Consider the following 22,094-nt stretch of genomic DNA (forward strand, 5'->3'; position numbering starts at 1 on the left):
CCTTAAGTTTATGAATCCAGATCGCTGAGCCTACAGCTCATCGTCAAGCAGGTCGGGATCGAGATCGTCATAATCTCCATCACCACTACCGAAGTCATAATCCTTGTCTTCGTAATCTCCACAGCCATCCGTGCACACTTTCACACAAACTTTGGTCTCGGCGACCAGTTCAACAGCGAATTCCCGTTCTACCCGGATAATTACGCTGCCTCCACCTGCCGACACCGTGGCTTCCACACAGCTCGGTTCCTGCGTTGCATCCGCAGATACCTCTACAGTGGCGGCCCGGTGTTTCGGGTCCAGATAGGACAAAGGCACATGTTCTACATACGACACCGTTTCTTTGGCTACATCCGTCTGTGAATTTTTGTCATAGGAATACCAAATGTTGATATCGTAAGTACCAATAACTTCAATTCCGTCCCCCGCTGATACGGCTTCATATTGGTGGTTGATAATCCAAGCCCCCAAAATACTGGTCGGACCATGTGGCGGAGTCACGGTATGTGTTACGGTAGAGAACTTACGACCTTTCCCGCAGATCGCCTTCGTGATGATCTCTCTACATTGATGTTTATGACTCAATGACATCTTTAAACCTCCTCCATACAATCATTCTTTACAAGTGTATGCAGGGCATCCGTCTAGGGTGACAACTATTTTCTATTATTCATTTGTAGATTGGGACCGGTCCGATACCGGAGACGGAGCTTTGTCCTTCTTGGCTATTTTCAGATACAGCGCGAGTTCCCGGCACAGCTGGAGAATAGCGGAACGAATCTCGAATTCTTCCCTTGTATCCGGCAACTCCATTCGCTTGAATTCTTCTTGCACATCTGCGAGAAGTTTTTCTGTACGTCCGGTATAAGATTCAGTGAGTACATCCTGACTGAGCTGGTCGAACAGCTCTGATACCATTTCCGCATGCGGCATCTTATGATAGATCTGGGATACCAAATGCATCATATGCTGGATGGAATCCAATTGCGTTTTGCGCATATAAAAGTAAACACTCCATCCCTCATTCGGGTGGATGACCTGATTCTCCAATGAACGTTTGGCCGCTTCAATGCCGCCCAGTACAGCCTTGTCGGCTTCGATGAGCTCTTTCCCTGCCCATACTTCATTCGGATTGCGCAGCGTGGCTGCAAACTCCTTGAAGATAACCGAGAATAACTCATCAATTCTTTTGCGAATACGCAGCATCTGCGGGTCCGCAGCCGGCATATAGGCCAGATTGACAACCATCGCTGAACCGAGACCAATCAACAGTAGTCCAATTTGGATCAAAACCACCTGTACGTCCATTTCACCGCCGCTAAATACCCGGAACACCACGACAGAACCCGTCACAATGCCTTCCTTGAACCCGGCTCGAACGATAACCGGAAATGCAATCAGTATGTAGACCGCCAGTACCCAATAATGGAAGCCAAGAAAGTGAAAAAGTACACTTGCAAATAAAAGCCCCACTACGGAAGCGAAAAATCTCGCAGATATGGTGCGAATACTTCTTTTTCGTGTCACATCAACGCCAAGAATGGCTAACAAACCCGCTGATGTTGGTCCGGGCAAGCCGCACCAGTCCGCAATCAGCACGGCCATCAGCGCGGCTATTGCGGTTTTAATTACCCTAAAACCCATCTAACATTCCCTCTCCTCTAAGCTGCAAAATGTAAAAGCTAGCGAGCCATGCCTAACCAGGTGAACGTTTGTCCAATGCCTGACAGCGTGTACTGTCTTATATCATATTCCTAGTATTACACATCCTGCCAAAAACCATTTCTTCTCTAATCAAAAGAATTATTCTGGAAGAACTGCATCTCGCATTTCGCTGCTACACTCATAAACGGGATCAACCGACATGCATATACATGTCGGTCACAATAACGCGCACCGGATGAGGGACGCTGGCAATTTGATTGATGCGACAGAAGCCTCTAGGCCCTCTTCTCCAATCGTCGCATTCATTCCGGACTGCACGGAATATTCGTATTAGTATGGTACTTGATTTTGCGGGTTTGGGCAACGTGACACCTCTTGTGAAATTGTATACATATCATGAAACATTCTCTTTTACACGCATGCTTTGCAAAATCATCTGCGCCCTGCCAGCAACTTGCGTTCTACATATACAACGAGCTGGTACATCGCTGTGGCTACTGCCGCAATAATCAACAGGCTCGATAAAACAAGGGTAAAGTTGAACACTTGAAATCCGTAGATGATTAGATAGCCCAATCCCTGCTTGGCGACCAAAAATTCACCCACAATTACACCGACCCAGGCCATGCCCACGTTTACTTTTAAGGTAGAGACAATGGCAGGAAAGGAAGCGGGCAATACGACTTTGCTGAAAATCTCGGAGCGATCACCACCAAACGTACGGATAACCTTAATATAGTTCTGATCTACTTCATTAAAGCTGTTATACACGACAAGTGTAGTAATAATGACTGTGATAGACAAAGTCGTCATGACAATGGCCGTAAATCCTGCACCAAACATGACGATAAAGATTGGACCCAGCGCTACTTTGGGCATGCTGTTGAACACAACCATATAAGGATCAAGCACTTTGGACAAAAAAGGAGACCACCAGATCAGAACCGCAAGCAGTGTTCCGACGAGTGTCCCCAGCAAAAAGCCGACTGCCGTTTCCCCTACGGTTACCCCAACATGCGCCCATAGTTCTCCACTGACGATGTCCTTCCAGATCTGATTGAAAATTTTGCTGGGATAACTGAACAAAAGCACATCAATCCAGCGCAGCCTTCCCGCCAGTTCCCACAGCAAAAACATAAACACCAACATGGACAGCTGCACCGCCAGCACTTTATGTCGCCATCTGGCAACCTGCTGAATATGACTTTGGTGCAGCTGTCTCATCCAATCATCACGCATTTCCTGCTTCTGGTTCGTCTGATTCACCCGTTCTTCTCACCTCCTCCGGACTGATCCAGTTCACTCCATAACGCCTGAAACAGCTCATTGAACCCTGGCTGCTCCCTCGCGTGAAAAGGCTGTGCGTTCCGCAGATCTTCAGGAATGATAAACTGCTTCCGAATGCGACCCGGATTACGATCAAGCACGATGACGCGGTCACTGACGGCAATAGCTTCCGACAAATCATGGGTAACAAGCACCGAGGTTTTGCCGGATTTCTTCAATGTTTCCGAGACCAGATCCTCCAGCTGCAGCTTGGTTTGATAATCGAGTGCGGAAAAGGGTTCATCCAGCAACAGTATTCCCGGATCCGTAGCTAGTGTACGTACCAAAGCCACCCGTTGCCTCATGCCCCCGGATAACTCGGAAGGATACTGACTTTCGGTGCCAGCTAGACCCATACCTGCCAGCAGCTCACGCGTACGCGCACGACTCTGTTCATTGAGCGCACCTGTCAGTTCAAGTCCGATCAGGGCATTATCCAAAATGGTACGCCATGGAAACAGATAATCCTGTTGCAGCATATAGCCTATCTGGGCAGACGGACCTTCGATGCGTTTTCCTTTAACTTTGACCTCGCCTGCGGTCGGTGTGAGCAGCCCGGCGATGATCGACAGCAATGTCGTTTTACCACATCCACTTGGGCCGACAAGACTAACGAACTCTCCTTGCTCGATCTGAAGATTCAAATTTTCGATAACCAGTGATGCTTCGCGCTCGCTGACATAGACTTGCGAAATCCCTTCCAGTCTAATCACCGTTTCGGATTCAGGCATACATGCTCACGTCCTTTCCTGAATACCTGGTTACTTCGCTGATGCTGCTTGTTGTGCATAGGAATTATCGACAATCGTTTGAGAATCCACACGCTGTTTCAGTTCTCCCGCAGCACTCATGACGTCCAGCAAGTTATTCCATTCGTCCTCATCAATGATTGGATCGGTGGCATATGTGCCCTGTTCCTTGTAACGGTTCACACTGCTTACCAGAATGGCTGGATCAATATCTTTGAAATAAGGCTTGATGACTTCAGCGATCTCTTCAGCGGTGTGGGAATCCACCCATGCTTGTGCTTTGTGCAAGCCGTTAGTGAACTTCTGTACGATGTCTTTGTTGTCATTGATATAGCTTTGTTTGGTCATGAAGACCGTATAAGGCAGATGACCACTTTCCGTTCCGAACGAGGCTACAACCTTGCCGCGACCCTCTTTCTCAAAAATGGACGCCTGAGGTTCAAACAGCTGCACGTAATCCCCCGTACCTGAAGCAAATGCAGAAGCGATGTTGGCAAAATCCACATTTTGGATCAATTCCAGATCATTCTGCGGATCAATGCCATGTTTTTTCAGCGTAAATTCGCCTGCCATTTGAGGCATGCCGCCTTTTCTTTGTCCCAGAAATGTACTCTGTTTCAGTTGAACCCAATTGAAGTTGCCTTCGGGATTGCGGGCAAACAGAAACGTTCCATCCGTCTGTGTAAGCTGGGCAAAGTTAATGACCGGATCTTCTGCGCCTTGTTGATAGACATAAATAGACGTCTCTGCTCCGACCAATGCGATATCTACTGAGCCTGCAAGCAATGCAGCCATCGTTTTGTCTCCGCCAGCCGTCGTCTGAATGTCCACTTCAAGCCCCTGTTCCTTAAAAAAACCTTGGGCCACGGCCACATACTCAGGTGCGTAAAACACAGAACGTGTGACCTCACCAATCGTAATTTTGGTTTCATCCTTATCTTTATTGCAGCTGGTGAGAGCTACTATGATAATGAGCAAAATGACGATGGCCCGGATGAACCAGGGCGTATATTTCATGATATTTCCCTCCTTCACTGGTTTCAGCTGTTCTCTCTACTATGGATATGCTGATGCCCAGCAAAAGGTTAAGAACATTATTTCAGGCGTATGTAACAGCATCCAGTTATAACAGTCCGATTTGGACGTATATGACCTACTACAACTGCTACAAGTACCAATGGAACATAGAAAGGTGACCCCTGTAGGAACAGAGATCACCTTCTTCAAGCAGTATATATCTTATTCAAAAATGTCCGTGACTGAGTGTTCAGTTTAGTTTGCTTTCTCCGATAAACTAATTATTACCCTCTTCGTTTGTATCTCATTCTCGAATAAGCAATGCCATACAGCCCCATAACAAGTAGAATCGTAACCAGAATGTTCAACTCCCAACCACTAGCTAATGGTTGTCCAGACATGATTGAAACAGCTTTATTACTCAGACTACTAGGGAGAATCACATTCAACACAGGATTGGAATAGTTACCAATAATCATGAGGAAGGTAGGAATAATTACGGTAATTGCAGCCGCTTGAATTTGTGTTTTAGCTACTGCACTAGCAGCCACACCCAGACTGACAACGAAAAGGAACCATAATACGTATATTAGTAAAGCTTTGATGTATAGCTCCATATCCACTGGACTATAGTAAATATTTGTGTAATAAACACCAGCATAAGACCCAATAACAACACTTACGATCATGAGCACACTATTTGATAAAAACTTGCTGATTAAATAGTTACCTGTATTTATTGGTTTAGAGAACAAAATGTCCAAAATACCGCTTTGTTCTTCTTTGACAATACATCCCATCAGTAAAATAGCTGCAATTAATAATCCAAATTGGTTTAACTGACCAAAAACACCAGCATAAATTTCATTTCCTGTTGCGATTTGAAAATTGGGGTCGATCATCAATCCATTACTATTCCCAATCATTTCTGGTAATAGTTTCATGGTTAAAGGTTGCATGATTCCAACTCCGATAAAAACGACTGGTAGCCATACAAGTTTGTAATCTCTGATACATTCTGTCCATTCTTTTTTTAATAAGACCAATAAATTACGCAACTGTCCCACCTACTAACGCCATAAAATAATCTTCCAATGAGAATGTACCCACTTCAACTTTGAAGAATTCCACCTTATACTTATTCATACTCTCTAAAACTAAATGATTCCAGCTTTGATCTTCACTCAACGATTCTAAATAAACCGAATGATTCATATCGATTACCTGATCAATGACTTCAAGCCCTTTCAAATAACTGACCCAATTTGGATTAGGTTTTTTTAGTTCTATAGATAGTGAATTTTTAGTATGTTTCTTCTGTAAATCAGCATAATAAAAATCGTCTATTTTTTTCCCATCTTTCAATATACAAAAGCGATTACAGCTTTCCTGGGCGTCACTTAAGATATGTGTTGAAAAGACGACAGTTGTGTCTTCTTTGATCACTTCAATCAAATCTAATACTTCTCTTCGACCAATTGGATCAAGTGCGGAAACCGGTTCATCCAAAATTACAAAACGCGGTTTGTGAATAACAGCTTGAGCAATCCCCAAACGTTGTCTCATTCCTCCAGAAAAACCAGTGACTTTCCTTTTTTCACTACCAACAAGTCCTACAAGTTCCAAAACTTCTGGAATCCGTCGATTGATCTCTTTATTGCTCATTCCAAACAATTGAGAGTTGAATACCAACACCTCTTCAGCTGTCATCCAGTCATAAAAATTAGGGTATTGAGGCAAATAACCAATTAAATGTCGTTGCTTTTCAATTGACTCACCATTTAAGAGAACCTCACCACTGTTTTCTTTTAGAATCCCGGAGACCATTCTAAGGAGGGTCGTTTTTCCAGCACCATTGGGCCCAATGAGTCCAATACAATCTCCTTTATTGATCGTTAACGAAAAGTTATCAACAGCCAGATATTCCTTGAACTTTTTAGTAAGATGGTTTAACTTTACTTCCAATTCATAACTATCGGTGGTTGTTTGCATGTTTCTGCTTCCTCCCGATCATAAAGTATAGAACTGGCCCAAGAAAACTAAATGCTAAAACTACAATTACCCATAAAATAGGAACAGTTCTAGCCTTCCAATTTTTTATTAAATCAATCAAGGCAATCAGTGCAAGTAAACAATGAATGATTAACAATGGCAAGATTAATTTTAATAATTCCAGTGAGATTCCAAATAGGTTTGCTAATTCCTCAGTCATAGATACACACCTCTCTGTTTCTACTTATTTTTTATTTGAATTGATTCTCTGATTCTAGTTCGTTTCAACACAATAAACTTTACCTTTTCACTCATTAGATTTTTGCGATGTCTCTATGAAAGCTTCTAAAATTGTCACCTGATCACAATCATAAATGTCTAATAATTCTATTTCCACATCCATATTTTCTTCAATCCAGGTTTTTATTTTAACAAGTTGAAGAGAATCAGCACCTAAAGCAAACAATGAATCTTCAGAAGACAGGTTCTTAATTTTTAAAACCTCTGCTAACATTTGTCTAAAAGGACTGACGTCCGTGTTACTCTCCTCTGTTTGTCTGTTCTGATTTTGTTCAGATATTCTATCTTCGACAGATTTTTTTAACGCTTTCATATCAATCTTTCCGTTCGTTGTTAATGGGAACTCCGAAAAGCAAATCTGCATGTGAGGTATCTCATAAATTGCAAGATGCTGTAATAGTTCTTTTCTAATTTTTGAACTGTCTAAAGCAATATTACTTTGATAGGCCAGTACCAGTTTTTGTGTTCCTTCTTGTTCCCCCAAAAGAAACATTCTATTTTCCAAGCCAAAATGCTGATGGAAAACGGAAGATATTTCACTTAAACTCACTCTGTATCCGTTAATCTTTACTCTAGAATCCATTCTTCCTGTAAACTTGATGTGCCCATCTTTATCAAATCGGCCTAAATCCCCTGTTAAGTAAAGATAACCTAATTGTTCATGTTCAATAAATGTTTCATTTGTTTTTGATTCATCTCCGATATATCCTAAAGCAACCCCCGCGCCTGCAATTCCAATCTGGCCAACCATATCTGGTTTAGCTAGACCTAACTCTTCATTAAGTATATAAATACGCTGATTATTCATTGGATTCCCATAAGGAATATACGGATAAGTACCCAGATTTTCTTGGGTGATTAAATGTAAAATTGACCAAATGGAACATTCTGTTGCTCCACCTAAACTATATGTTTTACTATTCGGAAAAGTACTTAATACTTTTTTTGAAAGTTCAATTGAGACATAATCCCCACTCATCAAGCAAACCCTGAGATTGTTTCGAGCGGGATCGGATAGTTCTATTTCTTTCAGAAAATAATCGAGCACACTTGGTACAGAATTCCAAATTGTAATATTTTGTTCTTCGATGATATTTTTAATTGCTACAAAATCACGTTGATCTTCTGTAATATACAAAGCTCCTCCAACCAACGCGGCTCCAAAAATATCAAAAACGGATAAGTCGAAATTGAAAGAAGCAAGACAAAGAAAGCGATCATTCTCATTTAATGACAAACGTTCTTTTAAGTCCCGTAACGTATTCATCACCTGGTAATGCGTCTCAACAACACCTTTGGGTAAACCTGTACTACCTGATGTAAAGATGATGTATGCGATTTGATCATCCGATTGAATTTTTGAAAGAAAGGGTACATCAACTTCTTCTTGATGTAGCCAAGTAAGTTGATTGCCATCTAAAAGTAGACGAGCATTTGTTTTAGCTACAATATAATCAGTTCTTTCCTGCGGATAATTTGGGTCAAGGGGAATATAATAGTTTCCTGATTGCAATACGGCAAATATTTGGATCACTGTTTGAATTGACCTTCTTGCAATAATTCCTACTGGCTGATTTTCACAAGTAATTTCTGCTGCCAATTTTGATACGCGATAATAAAGCTCTTGATATGTGATTTCCTGATCTCTATCCATAATCGCAATCTTATCCCCAAAACGCTCACTTGAATTCTTCAATAATTGATCCAATTTGAAATTTTTAAATATTTTCGATGTGTCATTGTATGCAGCAACTAGATCATAAGCCTGGATTCCCATAAGAACCTCCCACTAAAAAGTAATGTTTTCGCCTAGATTGGTTTAGAACCATATTTTTCTGAAAAGGCCGGTGACGGGAACAGGGCTTGGACTCGATTTTCCAAACTCTGGATAATACGTATGATCGCACAGTGGATCTCCACATCTTCCCTTGGGGTTTACCCTCCCATGTCACGCTGGGTCGTTGCCCTTACATTCCTTCGTTCTACCTGCCTAGGGGTGGAGGCCGATTCTCGCTCCTATAGATAACTGATTTTCCTGATCTTCATCGTAAGGAAAATGACGACCAGAACTTCTACTACGAACAAAGCTAAGATACTTGTTGTTCCCAAAAACAGTAGCAGCGCAGCTGACAAAGCAATCAGTCCCATGCTTATTACTGCAGTAATAATCGTCGGCATTCCTTGTTTTACTACGACCATCTCATTTGACCAGTTAAAGTTAGGGAACTTCAAATTGATAAACAGACCTACAGTCGTGATACATACCACACTTATAAACAACAACATCGTATGAACCAGAAAATCCATCCCTCTCAATCCAAGTGCACTCCAACAAGATATTGTTGAAGCGATCAGACCAGGTATAAACAACAAGATATTCAGTAAACCTTTAGCTATGCTCAATTCAGCAACTGAGATAGGCAAACTTTGAATAATCCATACATTTTTTCCTTCGAATGAAAAACTACATGATGTCGTTGTCGTCAACGTCACACAAACTATAAAAATAACATAGTAAATAAATGAACTTGTAATCGTTAAATCAAGAGCTGCAATAGTAAAAGGTGTGAAATTCGGGAGAAGCCCAAATCCTAAGCCTAATGCTACAATCAACAATGCACAAGGAGCCAGAATGGTATTAATAACATAAGTAAATGACGAAAAATATCGGTTGATTTCTTTTTTGAAAAGAGCGGTTAATACAGGGCTAATCTCTAAGGAATAACGTTTAGCCGCAGTCGTTCTCGCTCCCATAAGCAGAACAATCTGATTATATTTTTTAACAATCACCAAACATATTAAGCTGAATAATCCGAGCACTGCGATAAAGAAAATAACTATTTTTAACCACTGGCTTCCATTCAATCCTTCGAGTAAAGAAACATTCAAAAATGAAGTGTTAATTACCCCTGATTTTGAATTGAAAGGTGAATGAGTTATATAAGCATACAGTAACGGAGCGATAAAAAGGAGCAAAGTCAAAACAGCTTCTATTAGTGTATTCTTCACTTTCAACAAGGCAACAAACCATTTAACCAATAATGAAACAACAATACTGCTCCCGATTGCAAGCAAGGGTGTAGCCACAACATAAATCGCTACCACCAATAAATTAATTAATGGGAATGGTTGAAGTAGATACAGAGGAACTTGAGCAACCAATAAAACACTGCCACAAATAACAACTTGTACAAGCACTTGAGAAAATATATTCAGAAGCTTTGCCTGCCACTCTTCAATAGGCAAGACAAAAATTTGATCATGATCTGATCCAACCAGTACATTTTTAACACCTGATAATACAGTCCAAATCCCTAAAACCCAAAACAATAAGGAAGATATGTACGGATTGACCATCTCTAACTGATGATCCATACTCATTTGATAAGGTAGAGTTGCAACATAGCCTAAAACCAGGATAAACGCGGTTAGGTAACCAATATTTGTAATCATCGCATGAGTCTTCGTGGCCACATTCTTATCCCATAGTTTTGACCATTCAAATTGATTTCTTAAGCGTACTCGGATTAATTCCAACGTATGATTATTCATGGGCAGTGACCCTCCTGAACAGTTCGCCCAATGATTCTTGAGATACCAGTTCTTTCATCAGACCGTTGACTTTCACCTCACCTTTATCAATCAACACTACTCGATTACATATTTTCTCAGCGACCTCTAAAACATGAGTAGAGTATATGATTTTTGCTCCTTCAGCTGCCCTATTTTGCAACTCTTTTGTTAAAAAGTAAGAAGCATTGGGATCTAAACCAACGAAAGGCTCATCCAAAACAATGAGATCAGGACTGTGAAGAAAGATTGAAATCAACACCAGGCGCTGCTTCATTCCATGAGAATAGTTTGAAATTAATTGACGCAAACCTTCTTTTAAATCTAACTGCTCAGATAAATAATCAACTTCTTTTTCAAAGGTCTTCTGAGGTACACCGTACATTGATCCAATAAAATTAAGATACTCATATCCGCGTAAATTTTCATAAACATCTGGATTATCTGGTGAGTAACCAATCATCATTTTGAATTTCTTGGGATTTTTTTGTAAATCAACATCATTAAGAATAATCTCACCCTTATCATAAGGATGAATACCCACAATGGATTTTAATGTTGTTGTTTTCCCAGCTCCGTTTGATCCGATAAATGCACAAATATCTCCTGGTTCTATTGTTAAAGACAGATCTTGAATACCTTTTGTTGATCCCTTATAAATCTTTCTTAAGTTTTTTATAGTCAGCATACATGTCCTCCAGGTTTATTTGTAGCAACGAGTGAAAAAACACTAGTTCCTTCACTCGTTCTACAAAGCATTTTTAATGATCTAAAAGCAGTTTCTTCATTAAATCTGGTTGTGCTAAAAGCTGATGAATAAAAAAATGATTTCCTTTAAAGCAAACAAACTTACATTTCCCCAATGTATGATTGTCCCAGATCGTAATCGTTTCTTTGTTTACAAATCCATCATCTTCTCCATACCAAATTTCGAGGTCTGATTTAACTTTTTCTGTCCAGCCGTTCTTGAAATATGTCCTTAAAAAGGTGAAATCCTGATTTAATACCTCTGTATACAAATCCATTAATTCTTGATTAGCCAAAACTTCTTCCAGTGTTCCACCAAGATTTTTAAAATACTGAGTCGCTTCTTTTCTAGTTAAACTTTTCCACAAATCACTTTTTCTTTTAATGCTTGGCGGAAGCTGTGCACTTAAAATCACTTTTTGGGGACGTTGTAACTTTTCTTGTTCTATATAAGCACAAAGTTCATAGGTGATATATGCGCCCATGCTATGACCAAATAGTATATATGGTCGAGCAAAATCAATCGCTTCTATTACTTCTGCTATTACAGATGACATATCAGAAAATGGTTGTGTGTGACGAAATCCTCTTCCGGGCGCTTCATACTTTACTAATTCAATTCCTTCAACTTTCTTTAAGGAATCATAACTACGTAAAGAACCTGCAGCGTAAGGTAAAGCAAGCACTTGAACAGATCCAGCTAGCTGACTAGCATTTTTCCCAAGATATTTTTCAGATACCATTCTACGACCTCATCTGTAATTTTTTCGTTTATATACAGTTCTTCTTGAATTGATTTATCTGGAGAATTTTCAGTAATAACAGAATTCTCTTCAGGTTCATAAAAAACATTCTCCCTGAACAATGGAACCAGTACTTTAATTTGGTTCTCATTTGAATCATATTCTGCTCTCTCTAACCATTCTTCATAAGAAACCAACATAATCTTATGTCCCAATACTTTTTCCAGTATTTTTATACATCTTCCAAACGAAATCATGCAGTTAGAAAAATAATTCACTACTTGGTTATCATTACTTGCCTCTGTACGATTGATAAGTTCTTTCACAATAAAGTCAACAGGTGTCAAATCCGTTTCAAAAGGTAAGAATTCATTGGGACAGCAACCTAATTCGGCGATTGAAACAAGCAACCTCCAGAACAAATCTTGATCTGGAACTGAAAACGTCCGACTATTCCCAGCAATCCGCCCAACTCTGGAAACATGAATACCATCTCTGATCGCACGATAATCCCGCAAATAATACTCGGCAAGTACTTTGCTTTTCACATAGCTGATTGGTGCTAAATCAACATCTTCAATGATATAGTGGTCATGACCAACCACAGACAAAGTAGATACATGATTTACTTTTTTAATACGACCTTTTTGAGCAAATGCCATGACATTGGCCAGCCCTTCTACGTTAACTTCGCAAGCTTCCTTCATAGAGGCCATAAAGTTTACATTGCCAGCACAATGATAAATTGTTGATACTTCAGTCGAAAGCATTTGATAGTCAGGTGGAGTCAAGCCAAACTTTTGTTTGGAAAGATCTCCGTTAAATACATATAATTTTTCCAAGTCCAATAGCTCTCCAACTGGTGTAATCTCTTTTAATTTAGCCAAAAGTCGCTCTGTCGCAATCCATTGATCCTGTCCACGAACAACACAATATACTTCTTTTCCTTGTTTTAACGTTTGATAAACAATTTCACTTCCTAGTAATCCCGTTGCTCCGGTAACTAAAACCACATTATTATCAATCACCGAACCCATATGGACTTCTGGTAATGAAAACAATTCTTCCTTAATACTATTAGTATGCTCCGAGACCAATAATTTCTCTGAATCTTTCAAAAATTGAAGTGTAGGATTTTCAAAAAATTGAAGTACATTCAATTCATAATGGTGATCTTCTCTTAATATGAAAATCATTTTTGATAATTTCAGTGAATCGCCGCCAATTTCAAAGAAATCGTCCTCTTCACTAAAATCGGTATGTCCGAGTACATTCTCCCATACACCTTTTAATTGTTTCAAATCAGTTGGTATTGCCGATTTATTTTGTAATGTAGACAACATCACTTTTTCAACTGCTAATGGTGAGGAAGTTTCTACTCGATCAGACCAGTCAGGTAATGTTGTAACCATTGCATGATCGTTCTCAATCATGATCATAAGTATCGCTTCAATCCATTGACCAATAATCGACACAGAAGTTTCCTGCATAATTTCGGGATGATAAGCTATTTTATAGATCAATTTATCTGCTAAACCAACACTTAAACTTAACAAATAATTTGATTGTTCGTTTGCTTCTATATCTTTAATCTCTTCAACACCAGCATTTGGTTCAGGATAGTTTTCAACGACCAATAACGTTTCATACAATTCATCTTTGGGATCAAGTTTCAATCGTTGGCGCAATCCTCTTACATCTTGAGTTCCCTTATGAAGCTGACTGGTTATTTGCTGCGATTTTTCTTGAATGAAATCTTCAATTCGTTGATCCGAACTTATAGTGAAAATACTGGCAATGGTTTGAATAAATAGACCAACTTTTGACTCAATATTTTCAACCGGACAATTCCTTCCAGAATCAACCATACCAAAAACTACTGTTTCAGTATTAGTCAATCGACATAAGACATAACCCCAGACCGCATTCATAAGATTAGCTGTAGTAATATGCTTTCTTCGTGTATACTGCTCAATCATCTGACTGTGTTCATTAGTCAGGACAAATTGCATTTCTAAATTTTTCACATCTGATGTATTAAACTTCGTTTTATCAGCAAACAATCGTCCCGGTTTCCCGAAATTTCCTAAGTCAATTTCTGATAGATCAACGTTATGCTTCTTATCCAACAACCATCTAACATAGCCTAGATTACTGGTTGAAATATTCTCTTCAACTGATTCTCCCCATAATTCCTTGATAATCAGTCCAACACTCCAGCCGTCGACAATCAAGTGATTAAATAACCACACAACTCTAACTTCCTGTTCGTTAAGCTGGAATAGATACAGGCCATGCAAATATTTACTACCTTCTCCTCGATACAATCGGCTGTCGTTTTCAATTCGTTTTTCTATTGTATCTTTCTGTTTGATGGAAGATTGATCCCTAAGATCATACAAATGATAAGGGAAGGCCTTCAATTCTTTATAGATCAATTGTACAAACTGATCGTCCGAAGTACGATGAATCACCGTTCGCAATGCCTCATACTTTCTTACTACTTGATTGAAACGAGCTGCTAATTCCATAATTGGAACAGTAGTTGTCCATGCAAAGTCATTCATATAACTATCAGAGGTGTCGCTAGAAGAATAGATGATTTCTTCTTGTAATGGGAACAATGGATAAACGGTCTCTACATCAGAGTCTGCCATCAGTTCTTTGTATTCTTTTAAGCTGACGACTGCTTTACCTATAGTTTCAATATACCGATAATACTCCGGTAAAGAATCGTGTATTGTTAACAAATTCAATTGCTCTACTGTTTTTTTATACAGTTCTGTTGATCCATTGATATTAACAATTGATATTGACAAACGTTTCTGGTCACTAATAATATTGAGCATTGCCGGCATTGTTTTCATATTTTCAGGTGCGATATCACCTAGTCCATATTCTTTTTGCATAGCCATGACATCATCACTGAGTGTCACCATATTCAGGAATACAGCTTGATTAGACTGGCTTACGTTAGATTTACTCCACCCAGCAGTCAAAGAAGCATATACCTCTTCACGAGAAGCTTTTTGTTCAATCAAATAAGGGTTAAATTCTGTCATCCATCCTACAGATTGGCTAAGCTCAAACATTTCAAGACTATCCGTGAAACGAGCATTTTTCTCTTGATAAATGACTAAAGGCTCACCAGTAGACTTCAAGATATTTTCAAAGAATATGCTACTGAACAATAACGATAGATTAACGTTTTTTGAATAACTTAAATCAGCTTTTTCCAGTATAAAAACATCGGTTTGATTATTTCCTTGATGCAGTCTATTTTCTTCATTGTTTAATACATTAAATAAGTATGCTTGTTCTCTTTGTCTCTGAATTACATATTCATCAGTTGATAAATCAATGCCAGAGTGTGGCTGACCATTACTTTCCACATATTCTGTTAATTCTTTTTGAATAACTCCCCATGAGTAAACATCGATAAACAGATGATGAACCACCCAGTAAATCTTTGCTTCCCCGTTTTCACAATAAAACGCAAGTTTAGAGGTTGGACCATCAATAATATCCAGTCCTTTTTGTAACTGTTTACAATAAAGATTAAAGGCTGCTTTGGTCTCACATAATTGGATAATTTCAGAAAAATCCAACTCTTCTATAGGAACAATTATAACAGTTGGTTCTCCAGCTTTATTTGAGATCCTTCCTCGTAACATTGGATGTTGGGCATACACGCTTTCAATAGCATCAGCAACATCCATAGTAGAATTATTCAATTTGATAGTCAGTAGATTAGATTGATTCCAGTAATTTTCATTTTCCAGCTGTAAGTGATAGAACCATTGCTGAACAGGAGTGATCGGGAATTCTGCTAACTGTGCTCCTGTACCAACAATTCTGTTGTTCTCTTCAAGTCGTCCAAGATATTTTGCTATCCCTTGAATATTTTGATATTTCATTATTTCTTTAATTGACAATTGAATCTTCTTCTCACGCAATTTAGATACAATCTGGATACTCTTAATCGAGTCGCCGCCAAGATCATAATAATTAGCCAACACACTGATTTTATCCATTTGAAAAACTTGCTTCCAAACACTTAGCAGCAACTCTTCCAACTCATTGGTTGCAGAAACAATCTGACCGGCTACTTTATTAAAAGCTGGAATCGGCAATTCAGCAGTGTTGATTTTTCCATTCACCGTCAATTTAAATTCTGCCATTTGAACAATCGCATCAGGGACCATGTAAGTCGGTAAAAATTCATTTAAGAACTCATTTAACTCTTCTTCTGAATATAAGGCATCTTTTTCAATGGTTACATAAAGCACAATTTTGTTCTGAACCGTTTGTCCCTCACTGATAAGTTTGGTATAAGCTTCCTTTATGGATACATACTGCAAAGCTCTTTCACTAATCTCTGAAAGTTCTACTCGATGACCACGGATTTTCACCTGATTATCATTTCTTCCGATATAATGCAAATTTCCATATTCATCAAAAAAACCGAGATCACCTGTCCGATAGAGCGTTTCACCAAATTCATGTAAATATTTTGGTGCAGGCAAAAGTCGATTGTGGTTATCGGCAGCTGCCAGATAGGATTCTGTAACAGATGGACCAATAACACTGATCTCTCCTTTGCTTCCTGGTGCCAAAGTATTCATTGAGTTATCCGTGATTACTACACAAGAATTGGATACTGGTTTACCAACATTTAACTCTTGATTTTTATCGGTAAAGGAAACACAAATTGTTGCTTCTGTTGGTCCGTAACCGTTTAATACACGGACATGATGAGATAGCGTTTTATTGTTTCTAAACTTATCACCTCCGCTTATAATTAGTTGCAGCGAATCACAGGAAGTAAAATCTATAACATTGAAAAGAGTTGGTGTAATAATCATAAAATTGATATTATGTTTTCTAATATAATCTGATAAAAATTGATGCTCCTCATTGAAAATACATAACGTATTTCCTGATACAACTGTAGCGATCAGATCCATAATGCTGGCATCAAAAGAAATTGAGGATAAGAATATCGTTCTCCAGTTTTGCTCTATCTTATAGTCTTCAGCAAACGTTGCTGCAAAATTTGCTAAATTCCGATGAGAGATTTGCACTCCTTTAGGTTTTCCAGTTGTTCCTGAAGTAAACAGGATATAGACGAGATCTTTAATCTTATTCTCTATTCTAATTTCAGATATAATGAAATGTTCTTTAGTGAACATCTGGTCCACCAAACAACCATTCTGTATCTTACCTGTAAGAGTCTTATCAGCATAAAAAACAAGATTGGGCTGAACTTCTTCAACAATTTGTGCCAACCGAGCCTGTGAATGTTTCGTATCAATTGGAATATAGACAAATTCATGCAGCAAACAGGTGTAAAACAATAACACTTGTTGCCAACATCGCTGACCAAAAAAGACTAATTTATCACCTTTTCTCAAACCTGAGATCCTAAGTTTGTCCGCAAGAGAATTAATTTGTACATATAACTGTGCATAAGTAATTGACTGTTCTCCATCAATGATTGCCAACCGATGGTTGTCTGGTGAAATAGCTGTTAGATAACTTGCTAAAGATTGCTCTCGGATCGTAAAGGTTGGGTTCAATTGATGAACCAAATCAATGCTTTGCTTGTCTAAATAAATTGGAAGTTCTTCTGGAGAACGATCCAGCGCATCTAATCCCCGAACCAACCATTGAATAAAAGTTTCCATTAAATTCCTAATCTGTTTTTCTGTAAATAGTCCTGTACTATACTCTACTTGAAGGAATGAACTTTCCTGCGCTTCATAAAAAGTTGCCGTTATTGGGAATTGTGCTGATTTATGCTCATCAGCAATGATTGAAACATCTTTGATTGCATCTTTATTTCCTGCCAAAACCTCCTGATAATTCAATACAGTCTGAATAAAAGACAAACCATCGCTAGAATTATTAGTTCCCATTAGCTTTTCTAAATCATAATATTCAACAGAAGCATGATCAATTACTTCAAAGAGAGAAAATTTATTTCCAGTCAAAATATCTTCGAATTTCTTCTTATTAGTCCTTTTGCTTGCGTATGGTAAAAATGATAGATACATTCCATATACATTCTGAAAATCATTCGGTCTTATAGAAACCGGTGTCCCAACAATGATACTGTTTTGATTGTAATAAGCCATTAAAAACTGTGAATAAAAAGTTAATGCCAATATATATTTGGAGACTTTCTTTTCTTTAGAAATAAAATTCAGCTTATCTATAACATTTATACTCAATGGAATATTCACCATACTACCCTGGTGATCGAAATAAAAGTCGACTGCTTTAGGAAAGTCAATATTGGGTTGAGCATCACTTAAAGCTTGTTTCCAAAAGTCAAAATTTTTATGATGATCTTCTTCATGATATTGGTTCAAATAGTCGAAATAATCAACTTCAGTTGAGGTTAATTCGTTTTGGCCCATCAATTCATTTAATAGAATTTCCATGGAAGATCCATCTGCAATGATATGATGCGTAAGTAGTATCAGCCAAACCGAGTTTTGATAATAAATCATTGTCAGCCGAACTAAGGATTCATCAATATCTGTCAAATCAAAAGAATAGTTAAACTCCTCCTTAAGCATTTTTTCAAGTTCCGCAACAGTGGTTACGTGATATTCATAGATTGGAGTCTGTAATTTCTCTTTATTAAACCATCCCAAAATACCATCATGATCCTCTTGCACATAACTTTGAAACACTTTATTCTTTATAAAAATCTCTGAAAAACGCTGTTTTACTTGCTCTGTATTAATTGACTCTTTCTTGAATTCATTCACAAAAGGAATATTATACATTGATAAATCAGGGTTTTCGGTTTGAAAATAATACATAGATTTTTGCATTCCCGTTACTTTAGCCAGTCGTTTAGCAGAATCTTTTTCTGTACTCACCTTTTGGTTCAGATCGACCGGCTGCTCATCAAACACTTCATTGTAGAGCTGCATTAACTGTTCAACATTCTCAGATTCAATAAATTGACGTAAGGAAACCTCTTTATTTAATACTTTGTTTAACTCATGGTTTAGTCTGACAGCAGTTAATGAATCAATGCCATATTCAAACAATTCCGTTTTCAATGTTAATTTTTCAAATGAAACATACTTTGAGAACACTTTTTCAAACTGTTTCAGTACATCCGAATTCAATTGAATATCTCTGGAAGCCGACCTCGCTTCAGCAATTCCTGATAACAAACGACGCTTATCTACTTTTCCATTGATCGTTAGCGGAATGGTCTCCACTTTATGAAAGTGCTTTGGCAACATATACGATGCTAGCTTGTCTAATACAAGCCGTACAATGCTTTTTTCATCGATAGTCCCTACATAAAAAGCTTCAATTTCCTTATTTTGGTCGCCAGAACCAGTCAAAACAACAGCTGCCTGCTCTACCTCATCCAATTGCGCCAATGTATACTCGATTTCTCCCAACTCAATACGAAAACCACGAAGCTTAATTTGATCATCTTTTCGCCCTACGTAATGGAGGTTTTCCCCATCGTAATAAACGATATCACCTGTACGATAAGCAGTTGTCATTTTTTTATCCATTGGCATTTCAATAAATGCTTGTCCCGTTAATTCCTTATTATTATGGTATCCATTTGTTAGTCCACTACCGCTAATAATTAGCTCTCCTGCAACACCTAAAGGTACGAGGACATTATTTTCATTAACTACCACGGCAGTTGAATTTCCGAGGAGTTGTCCAATGGGAAGCGGCTTAGCTGGATCAAAGTCTTCTGGTATTTCAAAAGTTGTGGTAAACGTTGTATTCTCCGTAGGACCATAACCGTTAAAAAACTTGGTCTTTGGTGCAACAGACATCGCCTTTTTAATATGGGTTGGAGAAACAACTTCTCCCCCTACATATACCTTTTTTAAATTGCTTAGTAGTGAAAAATCCTGATCTGTAAACGTATTGAATAACCCTGAAGTTAGCCACGCAGTAGTAATTCTCCGTTTTAAAACACTTTTGTTCCAATTGGAAATATCAAAAACTGGATCTGGGATAATTGTCACTGAAGCACCATTTAACAACGGCAACCACACTTCGAAAATACTTGCATCAAATGCCATTGAAGCTGCTTGAGCAAAATTTTCTGTTAATTGAACTTCATAAAATCCGTTATCAACTGCAAATGAAAAGATATTTTGGGCAGTCATTTCAATCCCTTTAGGCTTTCCAGAAGAGCCGGATGTATAAATCAACTGACAAAATTCAGGTTGAGAAAATCTACGCTTTAAATACTTAATGTCGTTACCTTTTGAATTAAACAATTCAGATGTATCCAGCTGTATAATGGATGGAAAAACAGTTAAATCTAAAGATGCTGTCTCTCCATTTTTCAAAACAACACCCACATTTGCATCTTCAACGATATATTCCAGTCTATCCTGATTATTCTTATCATCCAGATAAATATAAGGAATCCCCAGATATTGAAGAGCGACCATCAACATAATTGATCTTCCAGACCGTGGTAAATAAATCCCCGCACTTTCCCCAGATTTGATGGGTAATGAATGTAATGTGTCAATTAGAATAGATGTTGTATGACACAATTCTTCATAACTAATTTCTTTATCTCCATCATAAATAGCCGTTTTTTTAGGATGAAATTTCGATAAACTGGATAAACGATCGTAAAATGTAAATTCTGCTGGTAGAGAAGTCTTTTTCCCGTGAACAATACTTAATGGAACTTGACTAAACATAGAGCTTACTGTGTTATTACCATGAGAGGTCACTATTATTTCCATCCAGTGATTGATTCGTTGCAAAATAGTCTCTGCCTGTTCCTGATCAATTACTTCTGTAGAAAACATCAACTTCATGCTTACCAAATCACCTAAAATGCCTGCTGAAAAAGTCAAATCACTTGTAGACATTTCCGAACCCCTGATGATCTCAAAACGAAGATTTTTTTCAGTTGATGGGTAGTTTTCAAAAACAAAAGTGGAATTAGAATAAGAATCTGATGTTGATAACCCCATTACTTTTCTTCCTTGGCTTGCCGCAAATGAGTCATAGGCTTTGATTTCAATGTCATCTGATTTTATTTTTTTCAGTAGTTCTTCAAATGTTTGCTCAAATGAGATTGAAACACGCTTAGGATGATTCTCAATCATGATTCCAACCACTTTTTCTAAATCCACCACTGCAGTTTTGGATCGCCCAGAATCAATAACTTCAAACATGATTTCTTCCTTACCAGAATAGATACTGAGTAAACAAGCCCATAAAGCTTGAAAAAAAACAGCTGGTGATACCTGTTGCTTTTTGCAGTACTCCATTACTGCGGCTCTTTCAACTGTGGCTTCTTTCAAAACTTCACTGTATGGCTTGGAAGTGCTTGCTCTAGCTATCTTTGGGAAAGCAAAACCTTCATAGTTCAAAAGATAGTTTGTCCAAAATTCCTGCTTATCCGGTTTCTCATTTGTGAGTTTCCATGCTACATATTCACTATATAATGTGTCACTTTCATCAAAAAGTTGTTCACCTCTCTGTAGACAGTCATACACTCTGTCCACTTCTTGTAAGGTCAATGACATGCTCCATCCGTCTAGTAAAATATGATGGAATGTCCAAATCAGATACGCTCCTTCTTCTGTAGTCACTTGAGTGAATTTCATCAAAGGATAACCCGTCAAAACGATTTCCTTTTCCTGCTCTGCTCTTTCTTTTAATTCTTTTTGAAGCCAGCTTTGTTTTTTCCAGATCAGTTCTCCCTCATTTAAAACGATTTGTACATCATCTTTTAAATCACCGAACACAAATTTTGTTTTGAATATTTCGTACTTATTAACAACATGTTCCCAAGCTTTTTTATAGTTAACCAAATGATCATAACTTAATTTGACAATGGCCTGACTTACATATACTTCATCTTCCGAATGTAATTCACATTCATAAGCGATACCTCGTTGCATTTCGGACATTGGATAGGCAGCTACAATTTTCATTACGGTTCACCTCACTT

13 protein-coding genes are annotated in these 22,094 nt (G+C 38.3%); all 13 read right to left on the reverse strand.

All coding sequences use genetic code 11. The annotated features are described in order from the left end of the window. Positions 1 to 30: 30 nt before the first annotated feature. The 13 genes from BMW94_RS16645 to dltA all read right to left on the reverse strand — a co-directional run bounded on the left by BMW94_RS16645 (position 31) and on the right by dltA (position 22,077). Positions 31 to 591 carry an outer spore coat protein CotE gene (locus BMW94_RS16645; RefSeq protein WP_053780858.1) on the reverse strand — a complete coding sequence of 187 codons (561 nt, stop codon included), beginning with the start codon at positions 589 to 591 and terminating at the stop codon, positions 31 to 33. A gap of 75 nt (positions 592 to 666) precedes the next feature. After that, on the reverse strand, positions 667 to 1,644 hold the full coding sequence (locus tag BMW94_RS16650; RefSeq protein WP_091000122.1) for an aromatic acid exporter family protein: 978 nt from the start codon (positions 1,642 to 1,644) through the stop codon (positions 667 to 669). Between the two features lie 453 nt (positions 1,645 to 2,097). Continuing rightward, positions 2,098 to 2,904, reverse strand: coding sequence for an ABC transporter permease (locus BMW94_RS16655; protein ID WP_063563212.1), 807 nt, complete (start codon positions 2,902 to 2,904; stop codon positions 2,098 to 2,100). 23 nt (positions 2,905 to 2,927) lie between these two features. Continuing rightward, positions 2,928 to 3,722, reverse strand: a complete 795-nt coding sequence (locus tag BMW94_RS16660; protein ID WP_091000124.1) for an ABC transporter ATP-binding protein — start codon at positions 3,720 to 3,722, stop codon at positions 2,928 to 2,930. Positions 3,723 to 3,752: 30 nt separating this feature from the next. Beyond that, positions 3,753 to 4,757, reverse strand: a complete 1,005-nt coding sequence (locus BMW94_RS16665) for an ABC transporter substrate-binding protein (protein WP_091000126.1) — start codon at positions 4,755 to 4,757, stop codon at positions 3,753 to 3,755. Positions 4,758 to 5,041: 284 nt separating this feature from the next. Then, positions 5,042 to 5,815: an ABC transporter permease gene (locus tag BMW94_RS16670; protein ID WP_175480736.1), complete on the reverse strand. Its 774-nt coding sequence runs from the start codon at positions 5,813 to 5,815 to the stop codon at positions 5,042 to 5,044. After that, the gene (locus tag BMW94_RS16675) at positions 5,808 to 6,749 is read right to left on the reverse strand and encodes an ABC transporter ATP-binding protein (protein WP_091000130.1); all 942 of its coding nucleotides are present in this window, start codon (positions 6,747 to 6,749) and stop codon (positions 5,808 to 5,810) included. The genes BMW94_RS16670 and BMW94_RS16675 overlap by 8 nt, the downstream gene beginning before the upstream one ends. Continuing rightward, positions 6,730 to 6,969, reverse strand: a complete 240-nt coding sequence (locus BMW94_RS16680; protein ID WP_091000132.1) for a PLD nuclease N-terminal domain-containing protein — start codon at positions 6,967 to 6,969, stop codon at positions 6,730 to 6,732. The genes BMW94_RS16675 and BMW94_RS16680 overlap by 20 nt, the downstream gene beginning before the upstream one ends. A gap of 87 nt (positions 6,970 to 7,056) precedes the next feature. Beyond that, the gene (locus tag BMW94_RS16685) at positions 7,057 to 8,826 is read right to left on the reverse strand and encodes a non-ribosomal peptide synthetase (protein ID WP_091000135.1); all 1,770 of its coding nucleotides are present in this window, start codon (positions 8,824 to 8,826) and stop codon (positions 7,057 to 7,059) included. Positions 8,827 to 9,065: 239 nt separating this feature from the next. Next, positions 9,066 to 10,601: a hypothetical protein gene (locus BMW94_RS16690; protein WP_091000138.1), complete on the reverse strand. Its 1,536-nt coding sequence runs from the start codon at positions 10,599 to 10,601 to the stop codon at positions 9,066 to 9,068. After that, entirely contained in the window at positions 10,594 to 11,307 is a 714-nt protein-coding gene (locus tag BMW94_RS16695; RefSeq protein ID WP_091000140.1) for an ABC transporter ATP-binding protein, read from the reverse strand. Before BMW94_RS16695 ends, BMW94_RS16690 begins: the two co-directional genes overlap by 8 nt. Before the next feature lie 73 nt (positions 11,308 to 11,380). Continuing rightward, on the reverse strand, positions 11,381 to 12,109 hold the full coding sequence (locus tag BMW94_RS16700; RefSeq protein ID WP_091000142.1) for a thioesterase II family protein: 729 nt from the start codon (positions 12,107 to 12,109) through the stop codon (positions 11,381 to 11,383). After that, entirely contained in the window at positions 12,067 to 22,077 is a 10,011-nt protein-coding gene (gene dltA, locus BMW94_RS16705) for a D-alanine--poly(phosphoribitol) ligase subunit DltA (protein ID WP_091000144.1), read from the reverse strand. Before dltA ends, BMW94_RS16700 begins: the two co-directional genes overlap by 43 nt. Positions 22,078 to 22,094 lie beyond the last annotated feature (17 nt).

Origin of the sequence: Paenibacillus sp. OK003, from assembly GCF_900109515.1 — a bacterium.
GTDB classification, from domain to species: Bacteria; Bacillota; Bacilli; order Paenibacillales; family Paenibacillaceae; genus Paenibacillus; species Paenibacillus marchantiae.

What these genes read in the sequence shown, in the direction of transcription:
- BMW94_RS16675 (WP_091000130.1), bottom strand. Translation starts at nt 6,749, where the DNA reads ATGCAAACAACCACCGATAGTTATGAATTGGAAGTAAAGTTAAACCAT.
- BMW94_RS16645 (WP_053780858.1), bottom strand. Translation starts at nt 591, where the DNA reads ATGTCATTGAGTCATAAACATCAATGTAGAGAGATCATCACGAAGGCG.
- BMW94_RS16660 (WP_091000124.1), bottom strand. Translation starts at nt 3,722, where the DNA reads ATGCCTGAATCCGAAACGGTGATTAGACTGGAAGGGATTTCGCAAGTC.
- BMW94_RS16665 (WP_091000126.1), bottom strand. Translation starts at nt 4,757, where the DNA reads ATGAAATATACGCCCTGGTTCATCCGGGCCATCGTCATTTTGCTCATT.
- BMW94_RS16650 (WP_091000122.1), bottom strand. Translation starts at nt 1,644, where the DNA reads ATGGGTTTTAGGGTAATTAAAACCGCAATAGCCGCGCTGATGGCCGTG.
- BMW94_RS16695 (WP_091000140.1), bottom strand. Translation starts at nt 11,307, where the DNA reads ATGCTGACTATAAAAAACTTAAGAAAGATTTATAAGGGATCAACAAAA.
- BMW94_RS16700 (WP_091000142.1), bottom strand. Translation starts at nt 12,109, where the DNA reads ATGGTATCTGAAAAATATCTTGGGAAAAATGCTAGTCAGCTAGCTGGA.
- BMW94_RS16685 (WP_091000135.1), bottom strand. Translation starts at nt 8,826, where the DNA reads ATGGGAATCCAGGCTTATGATCTAGTTGCTGCATACAATGACACATCG.
- BMW94_RS16655 (WP_063563212.1), bottom strand. Translation starts at nt 2,904, where the DNA reads ATGCGTGATGATTGGATGAGACAGCTGCACCAAAGTCATATTCAGCAG.
- dltA (WP_091000144.1), bottom strand. Translation starts at nt 22,077, where the DNA reads ATGAAAATTGTAGCTGCCTATCCAATGTCCGAAATGCAACGAGGTATC.
- BMW94_RS16690 (WP_091000138.1), bottom strand. Translation starts at nt 10,601, where the DNA reads ATGAATAATCATACGTTGGAATTAATCCGAGTACGCTTAAGAAATCAA.
- BMW94_RS16680 (WP_091000132.1), bottom strand. Translation starts at nt 6,969, where the DNA reads ATGACTGAGGAATTAGCAAACCTATTTGGAATCTCACTGGAATTATTA.